Here is a 13,738-nt window from a genome sequence, read left to right on the forward strand (position 1 = left end):
AAAAACATGCTATCACTTGAAATCATAGAAGAAAACCCGCATCACATTTTAAAGTTAAATGGCGAAATCGATGCAAGCAATAGCGTAGAGCTCGACGAGTCAATGCGAAAAATGATTGATGATGGCGCTCAATCTATTCTAGTTGATGGAACCCATCTTCATTACATTTCTTCGGCAGGACTGGGAGTATTTATGTCCTATTTGGAGGATTTTCAAGAAGAAGGCATCAGGTTTATCATTTATGGATTGAGTCCCAGCGTATGGGAGGTATTTAAAATCCTTGGATTGGATCAGTTGATATCCATCAAACCGGATAAAGAAACCGTGATAAAAGAAATTTAATGATTACTCACCGACTCCAGATTACCTGCCAAACCACCGCTTTGGCTGAATTGAGAGCCTTTCTGGATAAGGTACTGGATCCGCTGCACCTAAGTCAGCAGGACCACCATCAACTCAAGCTGGCTGTGGAGGAGGTTTGTGCCAATTTGATCATCCACTCTCACCAGTGTAATGAGCATGACCTGATCCAACTCACGGTAAAAAACGCAAAAGGCCAATTAATTTTTGAAATTCAAGACGAAGGAGAAGCATTCAATATGTTAGATTACAAAGCTCCTGACCTTAAAAATGTGATCGCCCAAAAAAGAAAAGGTGGCTTAGGCATCATTTTGGTAAAGAAAATAATGGATGAGATCCAGTTTGAATCCAAATCCGGGACCAATACTTGTCGATTGATCAAACGCTTCTCTTCCTAATTCTTGTTAAATCACTGTTGACAAAGGCATTTCCCTTGAAATCCTGATAATTTTGTAACATTGCATCTTCAAATCAGCAATCTGATCCATGACCATCCGAACTGTATCGGCGATTCTATTTTCAGTCCTCGTCCTGACCCTGCCAGGTAGTCTTGTCCATGCTCAAACTATGGATGATTCCCAAGAGCTCCTCTCTGTGGGAGGTCAGCCTGTCAGCAAGGATGAATTCATCTATCTGATGGGTAAAGGAAATAACACGGGTGCTCCTGGCTTGAGTAGAAAAGATTTTGAGGAAAACCTTCAGTTATTTATTAATTACAAGTTAAAGGTCCGGGAGGCAGAAGCTCTGGGACTCAGTGAAACGCCCGAGTTCAATCGGGAATTTGAATCTTTCAAAGAGAATTTAAAAGCTCCCTTTCTGATCAAAAATTCATTGGAGGAGGGAGAGTTACGTAAGGCCTATTCCCGAATGCAGGAAGTCATCCGGGCAAGTCATATTCTGTTTCAGTTTCCACCAAATGCCAGTGCTGAAGACAGTTTGATCGTCCTCAAAATGGCACTAAAGGTCCGCCAGGAAATCATAGCCGGTGGAGATATCAACAGCCTTGCTGTAGACTACTCAGATGATCCTTCGGTCAATAAGAACCAAGGAGATTTAGGTTATTTTACCTCCCTGCAAATGGTTCAGCCTTTTGAGGATGCGGCGTATTCACTTCAACCAGGGGAGGTTTCTGAACCGATATTGACCAGTTTTGGCTACCATATTATCAAAGTGCAGGAACGGAAACCCAATCCCGGCCAAGTTCAGGTTTCTCACATCTTGGTCCGGATCAATCCAGAGAATCCTGACGCAGAAGATCAAGCCAAACGAAAAGTAGCAGATATTTACGCTGAGATTCAAAAACCAACCACGGTTTGGGAAGATATTGTCAAAAACTTCTCAGAAGACCCGGCCACCAGCCAAAAAGGGGGAATTTTACCCTGGTTTTCCGTAGGCAACATGATTCCGGAATTTGAAATGGCAGCCTTTTCACTCACCGAATCAGGAGAAGTGTCTCCTCCGATCAAAACCCGCTATGGATACCATATTCTAAGACTGGAGGATAGAAAACCCCTGGATAGTTTTGAGCAAATGGAAGATCAAATCCGATCCAGAATTCTCCGAGAATCCCGTTCTTCGATGATTCAGTCCCAAGTTTTGGCCATTCAAAAATCCCGTTATGGATTTAAAGAAAATGAGGAATTGGTTGAAAGACTGATGACCGAACTTTACCAAACTCCAAAGGATGAGTTTGAATCTAAACTGGAATCTTTAGAAATTTCTCCTGAACAAGAGCTTTTCAAAATTCAAAGCACGAGCTATCCGGTAAGTGATTTTATTGCTTTCATCGCAAATGATGAAGCCAATCCCAAATCCAAAAATCAGGGAAATTTTGAACTTTGGTACAACCGGTTTTTAAGTACCCTATTGGATGAGCAAGAAGAGGCTCAGCTGGAAGCAACCAATAAGGAATATCAAATGCTACTCAAAGAATACCGTGATGGAATTCTTCTTTTTTCCTTAATGAACGATCAGGTGTGGCAAAAAGGAATTCAAGACTCAGTGGGGCAACGTCAGTTTTATCAGCAGCATCTAGATCGCTACCAATGGGGTGAGCGGATGCCTGCCTTGATTGTGAACGTACTGGATCAAGAAATGCTTGCTCCCGCCAAAGCTCAATTGGAAGGGAAAAATTACAGCGAATCGGTCAGCGAGGAATTTATAGCGCAATCGAGCCAAAACAATCCCTTAGCTTTTAAAATCGAATCAGGAATCAAAGAAATTTCCAACCATCCGGTCCTGTCCAAGTCCAATCGAGAATCAGGTTATGAAGAGTTGGAAATTGAAGGTGAAACTTACCTTTTACTCAAAGGAGAAAAAATCCCCGCAGGTCCAAAGAAATTCGACGAAACCCGAGGTCAAGTGATCAAAGATTATCAGGAATACTTGGATGAAAGCCTCTTGGAAAGTCTTCGAGCCAAATATGCGGTCCAAATCAATAAATCAGCCATAGAAGAGGCTTTTGTGGCCATCAATCAATAGTTAGATACAACTAAACATACTGGGGCCATCAGGTCCTAACGTGAATTCGAATGAATAAATTAAACCGACTTACAATCGCCGTGCTTTGTGGTCTAGGCATTCAACAAGCCACTGCACAGGAAAGTAACCCAACCGGACAGGTAATCGATAAAATCGTGGCCAAGGTGGATAATAATATCCTTCTTGAATCTGATGTGCAAAAGACCTACCTAGAGGCCATTTCTCAATCCCAACAAGGAATCACCCCACCTACCCGATGCGAGGTGTTTGAGACCCTGATTATCAACAAACTCATGGTCGCTAAGGCCGAGATCGATTCTATCATGGTGTCGCCAGCCGAGGTTCAGCTCAATACCGAGAATCGATTCAATATGGTCCTTCAACAATTTGGGGGAGATGAAAATCAGCTCTTGGAAATCTATGGCAAAACCGCCGAGCAACTCAAAAGCGAAATGTATGATGCCATTGAAGAACAAATGATTGTGGAGCGGATGAGAGCTACCATTACCGATGGTGTGACCGTGTCCCCTGCTGAAGTAAGGGCCTTTTTCGAAAGTATTCCCACCGACTCTCTGCCTTTATTTTCAAAAGAGGTGACGGTAGGACAAATCATTAAGAAACCGGAAGTCAACCGTCAAACCAAAGAGGAAATTTACAATCAGCTTTTAAAGTTTAAAGCAGATATCATGTCCGGCGAGGCTGACTTTGCAGAGTTGGCAAAGCAATACTCCGAAGATCCAGCATCTGCCATTCAAGGCGGGGACTTGGGCTTTTTTGGAAGAGGACAACTTGCTCCTGAATATGAAGCTACTGCCTTAGGATTAAGACAAGGTGAAATCTCTGATCCTGTGGAAACTCAATTTGGATTTCATATGATCCAATTGTTGGAAACCCGGGATGGAAAATTCAATACTCGTCATATTTTACGGGTTCCCAAGGCCACAGAGGAAGATATTCTGAAAACCGAACGCTACTTAGACAGTTTGCGCACTGAAATCCAAGCAGGTACCATTGAATTTGCCAAAGCTGCAAAGGAATATTCTGATGATCGAAACACCTCTGATAATGGTGGGTTTTTCACCGATCCGGGTTCGAACTCCAACCGACTTACCTTAAGAACCCTAGAAGATCCCGTACTTTATTTTATGATAGACAGCATGAAAGTAGGTACGATCACCGAACCGATTCGATTTGAAGATCCAAGAGAAGGAACAAAAGTTCGGATCCTGTACTATCAGGCAAGCTATCCGGCCCATCGCGCCAATCTCAACGATGATTATGAAAAAATGAAAGCCGCGGCTTTACGTAAAAAAGAAGATGAAATCCTAAGCAAGTGGTTTGTCACTGCCAAAGAGGATGTATTCATCGACATTGACCCGACCTATGATCGATGCAATGCGCTGCAAGACGATTGATTTCTTTACCTCATCACTTGAAAAACCTGCTTTCTGTTAAAAAAAGCAGGTTTTTTTTGATCCCCAGCTACTTCTTAAATAGCGCTTTGAATGCCAACCCAATTTGCCTCAGCCCTTCTTTAAAAAGTCCCTTGGATTCAGTGAACTTTGGCTCAAATTCCTTCTTTTTATTTTTGAACTCCTCTTTCTTTTCTTCAAACTCCTTCTGGAGCAATTCCTTCCCCTTTTTCAGTTCTGCCTCTAGGGTAGTTTTGTTTGAACGAAGCTCTTCGATCTTTTTTTCAATTTCCTCTTTGACTTCCGATCCAGCTTCAGCCCCTTTTGCGATGAGCTCTTCGATCTTTTGACCGACCTCCTGTAAGGTAGCTTCTATTTCTTTGATCCCTTTTTTCTCTTTTTCCATGTCTTCAAAAAGCTAAGTAGGAGGTAAGTTACTGATTTATAATGAAAAAATAGCTAGGCTTAAAGATCTGAATCCACAGATTCCCCTGCCTGAGTTTGCTTCTCGTACAACTCCGCATAGACTCCTTTTTGAGTCATAAGGGATTCATGGTTTCCCTGTTCGATGATTTTACCATCATCCAAAACAATGATATGATCGGCAAGCTTGGCTGAAGATACCCGATGGGAAATAATAATGGAGGTTCGCTCCTGCATGATATTTTTCATGGCCGTGAGAATCACATTCTCAGTTTTGGTATCTACCGCTGAAAGACAATCATCCAAAATCAAAATTCTCGGCTCCTTGGCGATCGCTCTTGCGATAGAAACCCGCTGTTTTTGCCCACCGGAAAGCGTTATTCCCCGCTCTCCGAGCATGGTTTGAAAACCCTTTGGAAAATCCATGATGTTTTGGTAGACATCAGCATCTTTGGCAGCCTGCTCAATTTTTTCCGAATCGGCAGAATCCAATCCAAATGCGATGTTGTTTCCGATCGAATCTGAAAACAAAAAGACGTCCTGAGGCACATAACCAATATTTTTTCGCAAATGGGAAATATCAAATGCTTGGATGTTTTTCCCGTCGATTTCAATGGTTCCAGACACCGGATCATACAGTCGCATCAACAGATTGGCGATCGTGGATTTTCCAGAACCTGTGGTTCCAATAATTCCCAGGGTTTGTCCGGCTTGGATTTCAAAACTTACCTCATCCAAAGCCTTAATTCCGGAGTCTGGATAAACAAAATTCAGCTTGCTGACTTTGACCCTCCCTTGAATAGGATCCTTGAGGTGATCGGAACTTTTGATGTCGTTTTTCTCATCCAAAAATTCATTGATTCTAGCCTGAGATGCAGCAGCCCGCTGTACAATACTGGTGACCCAGCCCAAAGATGTCACCGGCCAGGTTAACATGTTTACGTAAAGGATAAACTCGGCAATGACTCCGTAACCGATTTCCCCATTGATCACCTGCAATCCACCAATGTAAACTGTAATAATGGTTGAGATCCCAACCAAGGCCATGATCAAAGGAAAAAAAAGCGCGTTAACCTTAGTTAATCGGATCGATTTATCTTTGTAATCTTCACTGGCAAGGGTAAAATTTCGAACGCTGTCATTTTCCCGAACAAAGGCCTTTAAAACCCGAATCCCGGAAAAGGCTTCCTGCACAAAGGTGCTGAGGTTGGATAAGCTTCGCTGGATTTTTTCGGAGCGCTCATTGATCAGATTATTGACAAAATAAATGCTGATCGAAAGTACTGGAAGGGGAAGCAGGGAATAAAAAGTCAACTCGGGATTGACCGTAATCATGTAAGAGATGACGAGCGGAAATAGGATCAGCAGGTTCAATCCATACATGATGGCCGGACCCAAATACATCCGAACACGACTAACATCCTCTGTAATTCTAGCCATCAGGTCTCCGGTACTATTCTTTCTGTAAAAGCTCAGCGAAAGATTTTGATATTTCTCGAAAATCTCATTCTTCATGTCATATTCGATTTTCCGAGACATGATGATGATTGTCTGTCTGATCAAAAAGAGGAAAAAACCTCTGAGCAAAGCCATGGCTAGGATCAAAACACCAAAGACAAGCACAAATTTTAAGAAAATTTCTTGGGCACTTTCCCCCAATCCACCCAGCTCCAAGGGCCTGAAAATGGAAAAAGTTTCTACCACATAATCTATGGCAAGTCTGACCAGTTGCGCAGGGATAATTACGAAAATATTTGAGATTACGGTAAATAGTATTCCCAAAAGCAACAAGCCTTTGTATTTATATAAATACTTATTGAGTCTCCAGAGTGGCTTCACCAAATAAAAACGTTAAAATCGAGGAATTAGAATGTAGAAACTGAATATATTCACCCTTTGAAGGCCAATAAAAGTATTTAATTTTGTATCGGCCTGTTTCCTGTAAAGGATAACCCAAATATAACACATTCTAAAAAGCTAAGTTCACATGTTAGAGATTAAAGCTTCCCAAACCGTGAAAGAAGGATCCATCTTTGGACAGATTACCACCATGGACCACGAACAACTCGTGATTTGCCATGATCAGGCCACCGGCCTAAAAGCCCTCATTGGGATACACAACACGACCTTGGGTCCTGCACTGGGCGGCACACGCATGTGGCCTTATGCCTCAGAGTCCGAAGCAATTACTGACGTGCTTCGATTATCACGGGGGATGTCTTTCAAAAACGCCTTAGCCGGTTTGAATTTAGGCGGGGGGAAAGCGGTGATCATCGGGGATCCGAAATTGAAAAACGAAGCCTTTTTACGAAGATTCGGGCGATTTGTTGAAAGTCTAGGCGGAAGATATGTCACCGCAGAAGACGTCAACATGAAAACCTCAGATATGGAGTATATCGCCATGGAAACCCGTCACGTGACCGGATTACCTGAAGTCAAAGGTGGAGCTGGCGATCCTTCACCTGTCACCGCCTTCGGGGTCTACATGGGAATGAAAGCAGCTGCAAAAAAAGCATTTGGATCTGACTCCTTAGCTGGAAAACGAATCGGCGTTCAAGGAGTAGGACAAGTGGGCAAATACCTCATCGAGTACCTGGTAAAAGAAGGCGCTGAAGTTTTGGTCACGGATATTTTCGAAGAAAAGCTCAAAAAAGTAGCCCTAGAAACCGGAGCGGTTTCTATTGAGCCTAACTTAATCTATGATTTGGAAATGGACATCTATGCGCCTTGCGCTTTAGGAGCCACAATCAATGACGATACCATTGATCGACTCAAATGCGCCGTAATCGCAGGAGGAGCCAATAACCAACTTCAGGATGAAGCCAAACATGGACAAATCCTGTTAGATAAGGGAATAATCTATGCCCCGGATTTTTTAATCAATGCCGGTGGGGTCATCAATGTGGGAGCCGAGTATTTGGGAGGTTACAACCGGGATATTGTCTTCCAACAAACTGAAAAAATCTACGATACCTGTCTGACTATTTTACAAAAATCAGCCGAAGAAAAAATCCCGGCTCAGCAAGCGGCAATCCAGGCAGCCCAAGACCGTATTCAGGCAATGGGAAAAGTAAAACTATCCTTTTAAAAAAACATCAACTTACACCTTAAAACCACCGGAATTACTTTCGGTGGTTTTTTGTCTTGGGTAGGCTGGGACAAGCCCATCCAAAATACCTATATTTACAGCTCGTTTTACTCATTATGCTAAATAGAAGAATCCTCAGGGTCAAAGCTTTTCAAAACCTTTACGCCTATGAGCAGTGCAAAGGTTCAAATTTCAACCTTGCCAAAGACTTTATACGAGAGTCTTTTCTCCCCGATTTAAATAGTATGGAAGTGCAGGATAAAGCTGCATTGGGAAGAGAAGCAGAGCTGGCTGTCCATCTTTTTGAAAAAAATCTGGAATCTCAGGGACAGCTAAAAGCTGCCGAAACCAGCCCCAAGGTGAAAAAAGTTGTGCTAGAAGCCATTCAGCAGTTTCACAAATCCAATAAAAAAGACCAAGATTTTCTTCTTAAAAATATGGTCGCCTCCGCAGAGCGGATTCCACAGCTCTACTTATTGGCCATCGAACTGCTTCAAGCATTTTCCAAACATGTGGAAAAAGAATCCGAGAAAAAAAGTCGATTATCAAGCTCCAAGCCCACAATGTTTGCCAATGAGCTTAATCTGGCCAAAAATCAAATCCTGGTCAATCTTCGGGAATCGGATCAGTATCGGGCTGCAGTAGCTAAGAACAATGCCAACCTAAATGACCTTGAACTTGAGATCAGAGAATGGTTTAGAGATTACATTAAACCTTCCCCAGAATATCAGGAATACATTTCGATCGCCGAACCTACTTGGGAGCAAGATTTCAATGCCGTAGATGGACTTTTGAAAAAAATCATCTTCAAAAACGAAGTCATTTTGAACTACTTTTCGGAAAAAGACCTTAATTGGACAGAGAACAAGTCCATCGTAAGGAGTTTGGCTTCCAAAGTATTAAAAAATGCCGCTCATCCGGAAGAAAATTTGGAAGGTGAAATGCCTGAAATCGCCATGAACTGGGAGGAGGATAAGGAATTCTTTCAAAATATCTTTAACTTCACCATCGAAAGCGATCTAGAAAATAAGAGGATGATTGCCCAGAAAACGAAAAACTGGGACATCGACCGCTTAGCATTTACCGACAAAATCATCATTTCGATGGCCGTTACGGAAATGCAGCGATTCCCAAGCATCCCCGTCAAGGTAAGTATCAATGAGTACATCGATATCTCCAAGACTTATAGCACGCCAAAGAGCAAGCAATTTGTCAATGGATTGCTCGATGTGATGTCAAAAGAGCTAACCGAGATTGGAAAAATCCGTAAAAGCGGAAGAGGACTTTTGGACAATAAATAAAAGAATTATGAGCAAAACCAGCAATTCACTCATCGCATTTGTCATTGGAGCCGGAGTAGGCACCGCTTTGGGTGTACTTTTCGCCCCAGATACCGGAAGTAACACCCGTGACCGTCTTTCTTTTAAGCTCTCCAAATACAAAAAAGAGCTGGAAGAATTAATTGACGAACTCGTCGAAGGAAAAGAACTCCACCTCAACGAGGCCAAAACCGAAGGCAAACGGGTGATCACTGAAGCAAAAAATAAAGCCGAAAACCTGCTTACCGATGTAAATAAATTAATCGACCAAATAAATCAAGATAAAAACTAATATGAAAATGAAATTCATGAGTTTAGGAGCTTTGGTCCTAGCCTTGGCTCTGGGTACTTCCTGTAGCCAAAAAAGCGAACAAGATGCTAAAATCAAGGCATTGGAAGAAAAAATCGCACAACTAGAAACGGGGGGATCTTCGGTCACACCCGTAAATGTTCAATCCACTCAGACTGCTGACCCAAGTAGCCTTGGAGCATTCCAGTTCAATGAAATGGAATACAACTTTGGCACCATCCGTGAAGGAGAGGTAGTTGAGCGAATATTTAATTTCACCAATAACGGTGAAGCGCCTTTGGTTATCTCCAATATCACTGCATCTTGTGGATGTACCAGCCCTGACTGGACCAAAGAACCGGTCAATCCAGGAGAAGAAGGTTTTGTAAAAGTGGTATTTAACTCCACAGCAAAATCAGGAGCACAGTCTCCAACCGTTACGATTCAGGCAAATACCAATCCTACAGTAACAAGACTACGCATGAGAGGTACAGTGACTCCTAAAGTTGCGAGCTCCAGTGCAGTGGGTCCGGTGAAAAGATAATTTATGATCGCAACAGTTTTGGCACAGGCCGCTTCGGGTGGCTCAGGCATCATGGGACAGGTATTTCTGTTTGGCTCTATTATATTGATCATGTATTTCTTTATGATCAGACCTCAACAGAAAAAACAAAAAGAGACCAAAAAATTTATTGAAGAAATCAAGAAGGGAGATGAGGTAGTCACCATTGGTGGGCTTCATGGCAAAGTCAGCTCAATCGAAAATGACATCGTGGTTCTGGAACTGGATCGTGGTTTGAAGGTGAGGGTTGAAAAATCTGCCGTTTCCATGGATTTCTCCAAAAAAACGTCTAAATAAAATTGAATTTTGCCGGATACTAAAAAATCCTCCGAAAGGATTTCTCCAAAAAAACTCTCTAATCTAAAAGTGGTAGTACTCTGCGTGGCAGCGGCTACCACTTTTTGGATTTTAAACGCCCTGAATAAGGACGACTATACAACTATTGTCGATTTTCCGATTGAATTTAGTTTTGATCAAGAAAATTACATGGCCGTCAAGCCCTTGCCCGAGTCCGTCCAAATTGAAATCAGTGGCAATGGCTGGGATCTGCTTCGCAAATATTTCAATGTCAACAATACTCCCTACATCCTAGAGCTGGACCGGCCTGCCAACTCGGACTACATTCTGACTTCTGATCTCAAACGTACATTTTCAGAATTCATCACGCCTACCCAATTGGTTTCCATAGTGGATGATTCTATTCACTACCAAATCGATCCCATTCGGACGGTGAAATTAACCCCAGTTTTGGATACGACCAGTTTTAGTCTTGCCGAAAATTTCAGACTAGTCGATCAACCCGTATTTGAACCCAATCAAATCACCGTAAAGGGTCCTGAATCTATAATCGAACTCTTTGAGGGGAAGTACCCGATTAACTTGGATGAAAATCGGCTCAAAGATGACTTGACCAAAAATATCGAGCTGAGTGCTTCAAAGGAATTGGAGAAATTTATCAGCCTAGAAGAAAAAAGTGTTGCCGTTAGTTTAGACTTAGTGGCTTTTCTGGAAGGAAATAAAAGGCTGAAGATTAAAAAGATCAACTTTCCTCGCACGGTCTCGCTGGAAGAGGAAGACCCATTGATCATGATGTATTATTTGGTAGATGAACGAAAAACGGACGAATTGAAGGAGATCGAATTTGAAGCCATCCTTGATTTTGCTAAACGGAACAAGCAAGATTCAACCATTGATGTGCAAGTAAGGCCTATGCCGGCTTTTTTGGATCAAGTTCGTATAGAACCTTCGCGTTTCAGGTTAAGGTATGAATAAGCCAAAAAGAGTAGGAATCACCGGAGGAATCGGCTCTGGAAAATCTACCGTTGCCAAAATTTTTGAAATTTTAGGTATTCCCATCTATCATGCCGATGATCGAGCCAAATTTTTAATGAATCATAATCCGGCAGTAAAAGCACAAATTCAAGCGCATTTTGGGAAAGAGAGCTACCTAGAGCAAGGCACAATCAATCGGGAATTTTTAGCAAAAACTGTGTTTTCTGATCCCGAGAAGGTCAAACTCATCAATGGTATTGTACACCCGGCAGTAGGTCAAGATTTTGAAAATTGGGCAAACCAACAAACCAGCCCCTACGTGCTAAAGGAAGCCGCTTTACTATTTGAAATCGGGGGAGAAGAAAAACTCGACGCGGTAATCACAGTCAGTTCACCCTTAAAAATACGGATAAATCGAATTCTTCTTCGAGACACGCACCGGACCTTAGAACAGGTCAATCAAATCATCGATCAACAGCTTCCCGATGAAATCAAAAATGAGAAGGCTGACTTTGTGATTAAAAATAAGGACAATACCCTTCTGATTCCTCAGGTATTGGCAATTCACCAAAAGTTGACATTATAGTGGCTTCTCCCACCAGCTTTTGTGGACGATTTTCCAATTTCCCTCCACCTTTACCAAGGTCAGGAAATCATAATAGTAGATCCCTGGCCAATACAATTCAGTCTCAACGGAAGCAGTATTCCCCTGAACTCGGATAGAGATGATTTCATTACGATAATCCTTTGGATTTCTTGGACTTCCCGAGGCCGTATTTTCCGACCAGGAGTTGAAATCCGTAATGGTCAAATTTTCTCCTCTATAACCAATCAACCGGGCCTCTGCTAAAAAGGCCTGACCCAGTTTATCTCGATTCGGTTCGATCATTCCTTCGAAATACCACTGAATGGTTTGAGTGATTTGATCTCGATCAGATTTTTCCTGGGCTTTTAGCGAAAATCCACTGAACAGCAAAGCCAAAAGAAGGATAGGATATTTCATGCGTCTATAATTAATTTTCAAAGGTCATCTAGAATCTCGCAGGGTTGATAGTCCTCGCAGTGTATAACTATTTAGTCATGCTCGATTTCATGTGTTTGATCATTGTCTTTTAGCGGTCACATGGAATCTCACAAGTATATTCATCCCGGTGTGTGACGGGTACCTCATGCTCGATTTTATCAATACTTAAAATTATTCTCGTTACAAAAAAACCGCTCAACTAGAGCGGCTTTTGCTTAAATTTTTTCAAATCCTAAATAGGGTTGCAGGACTTTTGGCATCAGGATTCCGCCTTCAGTTTGGTTGTTCTCCAAGATTGCTGCGACGATCCTAGGTAAAGCCAAGGCCGAGCCATTCAATGTATGGGCTAACTGCGTTTTTTTATCCCCATCTTTAAACCGAAGTTTCAGACGATTGGACTGGTAGGTCTCAAAATTGGAAACTGAGCTGACTTCCAGCCAACGCTCCTGTGCTGCTGAATAGACTTCCATATCATAGGTTAGCGCACTGGTAAATCCCATATCGCCTCCACACAAGCGTAAAACCCGATAGGGTAATTCCAGCTTTTGAAGCAAGCTTTGAACGTAAGAACTCATTTCTTCAAGTGCCTGATAGGAATGATCGGGATGGGTAATTTGAACGATTTCTACTTTGTCAAACTGATGAAGTCGATTCAATCCTCGAACATGAGCTCCCCAGGAGCCCGCCTCTCTTCTGAAACATGGCGTATAGCCCACATTTTTGATCGGTAAATCTTCCTCGGAAACGATTACATCCCGATAAATATTGGTAATGGGTACCTCTGCGGTGGGAATCAAAAAGAGATTATCGGCCGTGGCATGATACATCTGACCTTCTTTGTCTGGCAGCTGACCGGTGCCATAACCGGAATCTTCATTGACCACGATGGGAGGTTGTACCTCCACAAATCCCGCAGCCATTGCCTCATCCAAAAAGAAATTGATCAAGGCTCGCTGAAGTCTGGCGCCTTTGCCTTTGTAAACTGGAAAACCTGCGCCGGCGATTTTGACACCTAAATCAAAATCAATGATGTCATAGGTTTTGATTAATTCCCAATGAGGCGCCTTATTTCCAGCTAAATCAGGAATAGTTCCATGCTCCAATACCACTTCATTATCTTCAGCAGATTTGCCGGCCCGCACCGTGGAATGGGGAATATTGGGAATCGTGTAAAGCAATGCTTTTAATTCCTCCTCAGCACTAGAGTTTTGATCCTCAAGCTCTTTTACCTGTTGCTTAAGTTCGACAGTTTTACCTTTGAGGTGTTCTGCCTGTTCCTTCTTTCCCTCCCGCATGAGTTGTCCAATTTCTTTGGAAATGGAATTGGACTCAGCCTGAAGCTGATCTCGCTGGGTTTGACTGGCTTTTCGCCGATCGTCCAGCGCAAGGACCTGGGTTAAAATAGCATGAGCATCTGGAAAGTTTCGCTTTTCCAGACCGGTTAAAACCTGATCAAATTGATCTCGAATTGTGTTAACTAACAGCATGGTTTATTTTTTTCGAAAAGC

At 42.5% G+C, this 13,738-nt stretch carries 15 protein-coding genes; 11 read left to right on the forward strand and 4 right to left on the reverse strand.

The window, feature by feature from the left end; translation table 11 throughout:
- Window positions 1-6: 6 nt before the first annotated feature.
- From Q0L00_RS09165 to Q0L00_RS09180, 4 genes are all read left to right on the forward strand, one after another.
- Window positions 7-342 carry an STAS domain-containing protein gene (locus Q0L00_RS09165; protein WP_297336577.1) on the forward strand — a complete coding sequence of 112 codons (336 nt, stop codon included), beginning with the start codon at window positions 7-9 and terminating at the stop codon, window positions 340-342.
- Window positions 342-758, forward strand: a complete 417-nt coding sequence (locus Q0L00_RS09170) for an ATP-binding protein (protein ID WP_363318533.1) — start codon at window positions 342-344, stop codon at window positions 756-758. The genes Q0L00_RS09165 and Q0L00_RS09170 overlap by 1 nt, the downstream gene beginning before the upstream one ends.
- A gap of 88 nt (window positions 759-846) precedes the next feature.
- Window positions 847-2,841, forward strand: a complete 1,995-nt coding sequence (locus Q0L00_RS09175) for a peptidylprolyl isomerase (RefSeq protein ID WP_297336578.1) — start codon at window positions 847-849, stop codon at window positions 2,839-2,841.
- A 50-nt stretch (window positions 2,842-2,891) separates the two neighbouring features.
- Window positions 2,892-4,256, forward strand: coding sequence for a peptidylprolyl isomerase (locus Q0L00_RS09180; RefSeq protein ID WP_297336579.1), 1,365 nt, complete (start codon window positions 2,892-2,894; stop codon window positions 4,254-4,256).
- Between the two features lie 67 nt (window positions 4,257-4,323).
- Here the strand turns inward: Q0L00_RS09180 and Q0L00_RS09185 are convergent, their stop codons facing one another.
- Both Q0L00_RS09185 and Q0L00_RS09190 read right to left on the reverse strand, forming a co-directional pair.
- Window positions 4,324-4,659, reverse strand: a complete 336-nt coding sequence (locus Q0L00_RS09185) for a hypothetical protein (protein ID WP_297336580.1) — start codon at window positions 4,657-4,659, stop codon at window positions 4,324-4,326.
- A gap of 59 nt (window positions 4,660-4,718) precedes the next feature.
- Entirely contained in the window at window positions 4,719-6,515 is a 1,797-nt protein-coding gene (locus Q0L00_RS09190; RefSeq protein WP_297336581.1) for an ABC transporter ATP-binding protein, read from the reverse strand.
- A gap of 148 nt (window positions 6,516-6,663) precedes the next feature.
- Here Q0L00_RS09190 and Q0L00_RS09195 point away from each other — a divergent pair, with 148 nt between their 5' ends.
- From Q0L00_RS09195 to coaE, 7 genes are all read left to right on the forward strand, one after another.
- On the forward strand, window positions 6,664-7,764 hold the full coding sequence (locus Q0L00_RS09195) for a Glu/Leu/Phe/Val dehydrogenase dimerization domain-containing protein (RefSeq protein ID WP_297336582.1): 1,101 nt from the start codon (window positions 6,664-6,666) through the stop codon (window positions 7,762-7,764).
- 116 nt (window positions 7,765-7,880) lie between these two features.
- Complete coding sequence (gene nusB, locus Q0L00_RS09200) at window positions 7,881-9,065, forward strand: transcription antitermination factor NusB (protein ID WP_297336583.1); 1,185 nt, start codon at window positions 7,881-7,883, stop codon at window positions 9,063-9,065.
- A 7-nt stretch (window positions 9,066-9,072) separates the two neighbouring features.
- The gene (locus Q0L00_RS09205; protein WP_297336584.1) at window positions 9,073-9,375 is read left to right on the forward strand and encodes a YtxH domain-containing protein; all 303 of its coding nucleotides are present in this window, start codon (window positions 9,073-9,075) and stop codon (window positions 9,373-9,375) included.
- A 7-nt stretch (window positions 9,376-9,382) separates the two neighbouring features.
- On the forward strand, window positions 9,383-9,916 hold the full coding sequence (locus Q0L00_RS09210; RefSeq protein ID WP_297336631.1) for a DUF1573 domain-containing protein: 534 nt from the start codon (window positions 9,383-9,385) through the stop codon (window positions 9,914-9,916).
- Window positions 9,917-9,919: 3 nt separating this feature from the next.
- Window positions 9,920-10,231, forward strand: a complete 312-nt coding sequence (gene yajC / locus Q0L00_RS09215) for a preprotein translocase subunit YajC (RefSeq protein ID WP_297336585.1) — start codon at window positions 9,920-9,922, stop codon at window positions 10,229-10,231.
- Window positions 10,232-10,300: 69 nt separating this feature from the next.
- On the forward strand, window positions 10,301-11,206 hold the full coding sequence (locus Q0L00_RS09220) for a YbbR-like domain-containing protein (protein WP_297336586.1): 906 nt from the start codon (window positions 10,301-10,303) through the stop codon (window positions 11,204-11,206).
- On the forward strand, window positions 11,199-11,792 hold the full coding sequence (gene coaE / locus Q0L00_RS09225; protein ID WP_297336587.1) for a dephospho-CoA kinase: 594 nt from the start codon (window positions 11,199-11,201) through the stop codon (window positions 11,790-11,792). Before Q0L00_RS09220 ends, coaE begins: the two co-directional genes overlap by 8 nt.
- On the opposite strand, the gene Q0L00_RS09230 is transcribed toward coaE, so the two are convergent.
- Together Q0L00_RS09230 and serS are read right to left on the reverse strand one after the other, a co-directional pair.
- A complete protein-coding gene (locus Q0L00_RS09230) occupies window positions 11,787-12,209 on the reverse strand; it encodes a nuclear transport factor 2 family protein (protein ID WP_297336588.1) in 423 nt (140 codons plus the stop codon). The two genes, coaE and Q0L00_RS09230, sit on opposite strands and share 6 nt — an antisense overlap.
- Before the next feature lie 236 nt (window positions 12,210-12,445).
- Window positions 12,446-13,717 (reverse strand): serine--tRNA ligase, encoded by a 1,272-nt coding sequence (gene serS / locus Q0L00_RS09235; protein ID WP_297336589.1) that lies wholly within the window; start codon window positions 13,715-13,717, stop codon window positions 12,446-12,448.
- Between the last annotated feature and the right edge of the window lie 21 nt (window positions 13,718-13,738).

The organism is Algoriphagus sp. (genome assembly GCF_024305035.1).
GTDB lineage: Bacteria > Bacteroidota > Bacteroidia > Cytophagales > Cyclobacteriaceae > Algoriphagus.

What these genes read in the sequence shown, in the direction of transcription:
- serS (WP_297336589.1), bottom strand. Translation starts at nt 13,717, where the DNA reads ATGCTGTTAGTTAACACAATTCGAGATCAATTTGATCAGGTTTTAACC.
- Q0L00_RS09165 (WP_297336577.1), top strand. Translation starts at nt 7, where the DNA reads ATGCTATCACTTGAAATCATAGAAGAAAACCCGCATCACATTTTAAAG.
- coaE (WP_297336587.1), top strand. Translation starts at nt 11,199, where the DNA reads ATGAATAAGCCAAAAAGAGTAGGAATCACCGGAGGAATCGGCTCTGGA.
- Q0L00_RS09210 (WP_297336631.1), top strand. Translation starts at nt 9,383, where the DNA reads ATGAAATTCATGAGTTTAGGAGCTTTGGTCCTAGCCTTGGCTCTGGGT.
- Q0L00_RS09185 (WP_297336580.1), bottom strand. Translation starts at nt 4,659, where the DNA reads ATGGAAAAAGAGAAAAAAGGGATCAAAGAAATAGAAGCTACCTTACAG.
- yajC (WP_297336585.1), top strand. Translation starts at nt 9,920, where the DNA reads ATGATCGCAACAGTTTTGGCACAGGCCGCTTCGGGTGGCTCAGGCATC.
- Q0L00_RS09170 (WP_363318533.1), top strand. Translation starts at nt 342, where the DNA reads ATGATTACTCACCGACTCCAGATTACCTGCCAAACCACCGCTTTGGCT.
- Q0L00_RS09230 (WP_297336588.1), bottom strand. Translation starts at nt 12,209, where the DNA reads ATGAAATATCCTATCCTTCTTTTGGCTTTGCTGTTCAGTGGATTTTCG.
- Q0L00_RS09180 (WP_297336579.1), top strand. Translation starts at nt 2,892, where the DNA reads ATGAATAAATTAAACCGACTTACAATCGCCGTGCTTTGTGGTCTAGGC.
- nusB (WP_297336583.1), top strand. Translation starts at nt 7,881, where the DNA reads ATGCTAAATAGAAGAATCCTCAGGGTCAAAGCTTTTCAAAACCTTTAC.
- Q0L00_RS09205 (WP_297336584.1), top strand. Translation starts at nt 9,073, where the DNA reads ATGAGCAAAACCAGCAATTCACTCATCGCATTTGTCATTGGAGCCGGA.
- Q0L00_RS09175 (WP_297336578.1), top strand. Translation starts at nt 847, where the DNA reads ATGACCATCCGAACTGTATCGGCGATTCTATTTTCAGTCCTCGTCCTG.
- Q0L00_RS09195 (WP_297336582.1), top strand. Translation starts at nt 6,664, where the DNA reads ATGTTAGAGATTAAAGCTTCCCAAACCGTGAAAGAAGGATCCATCTTT.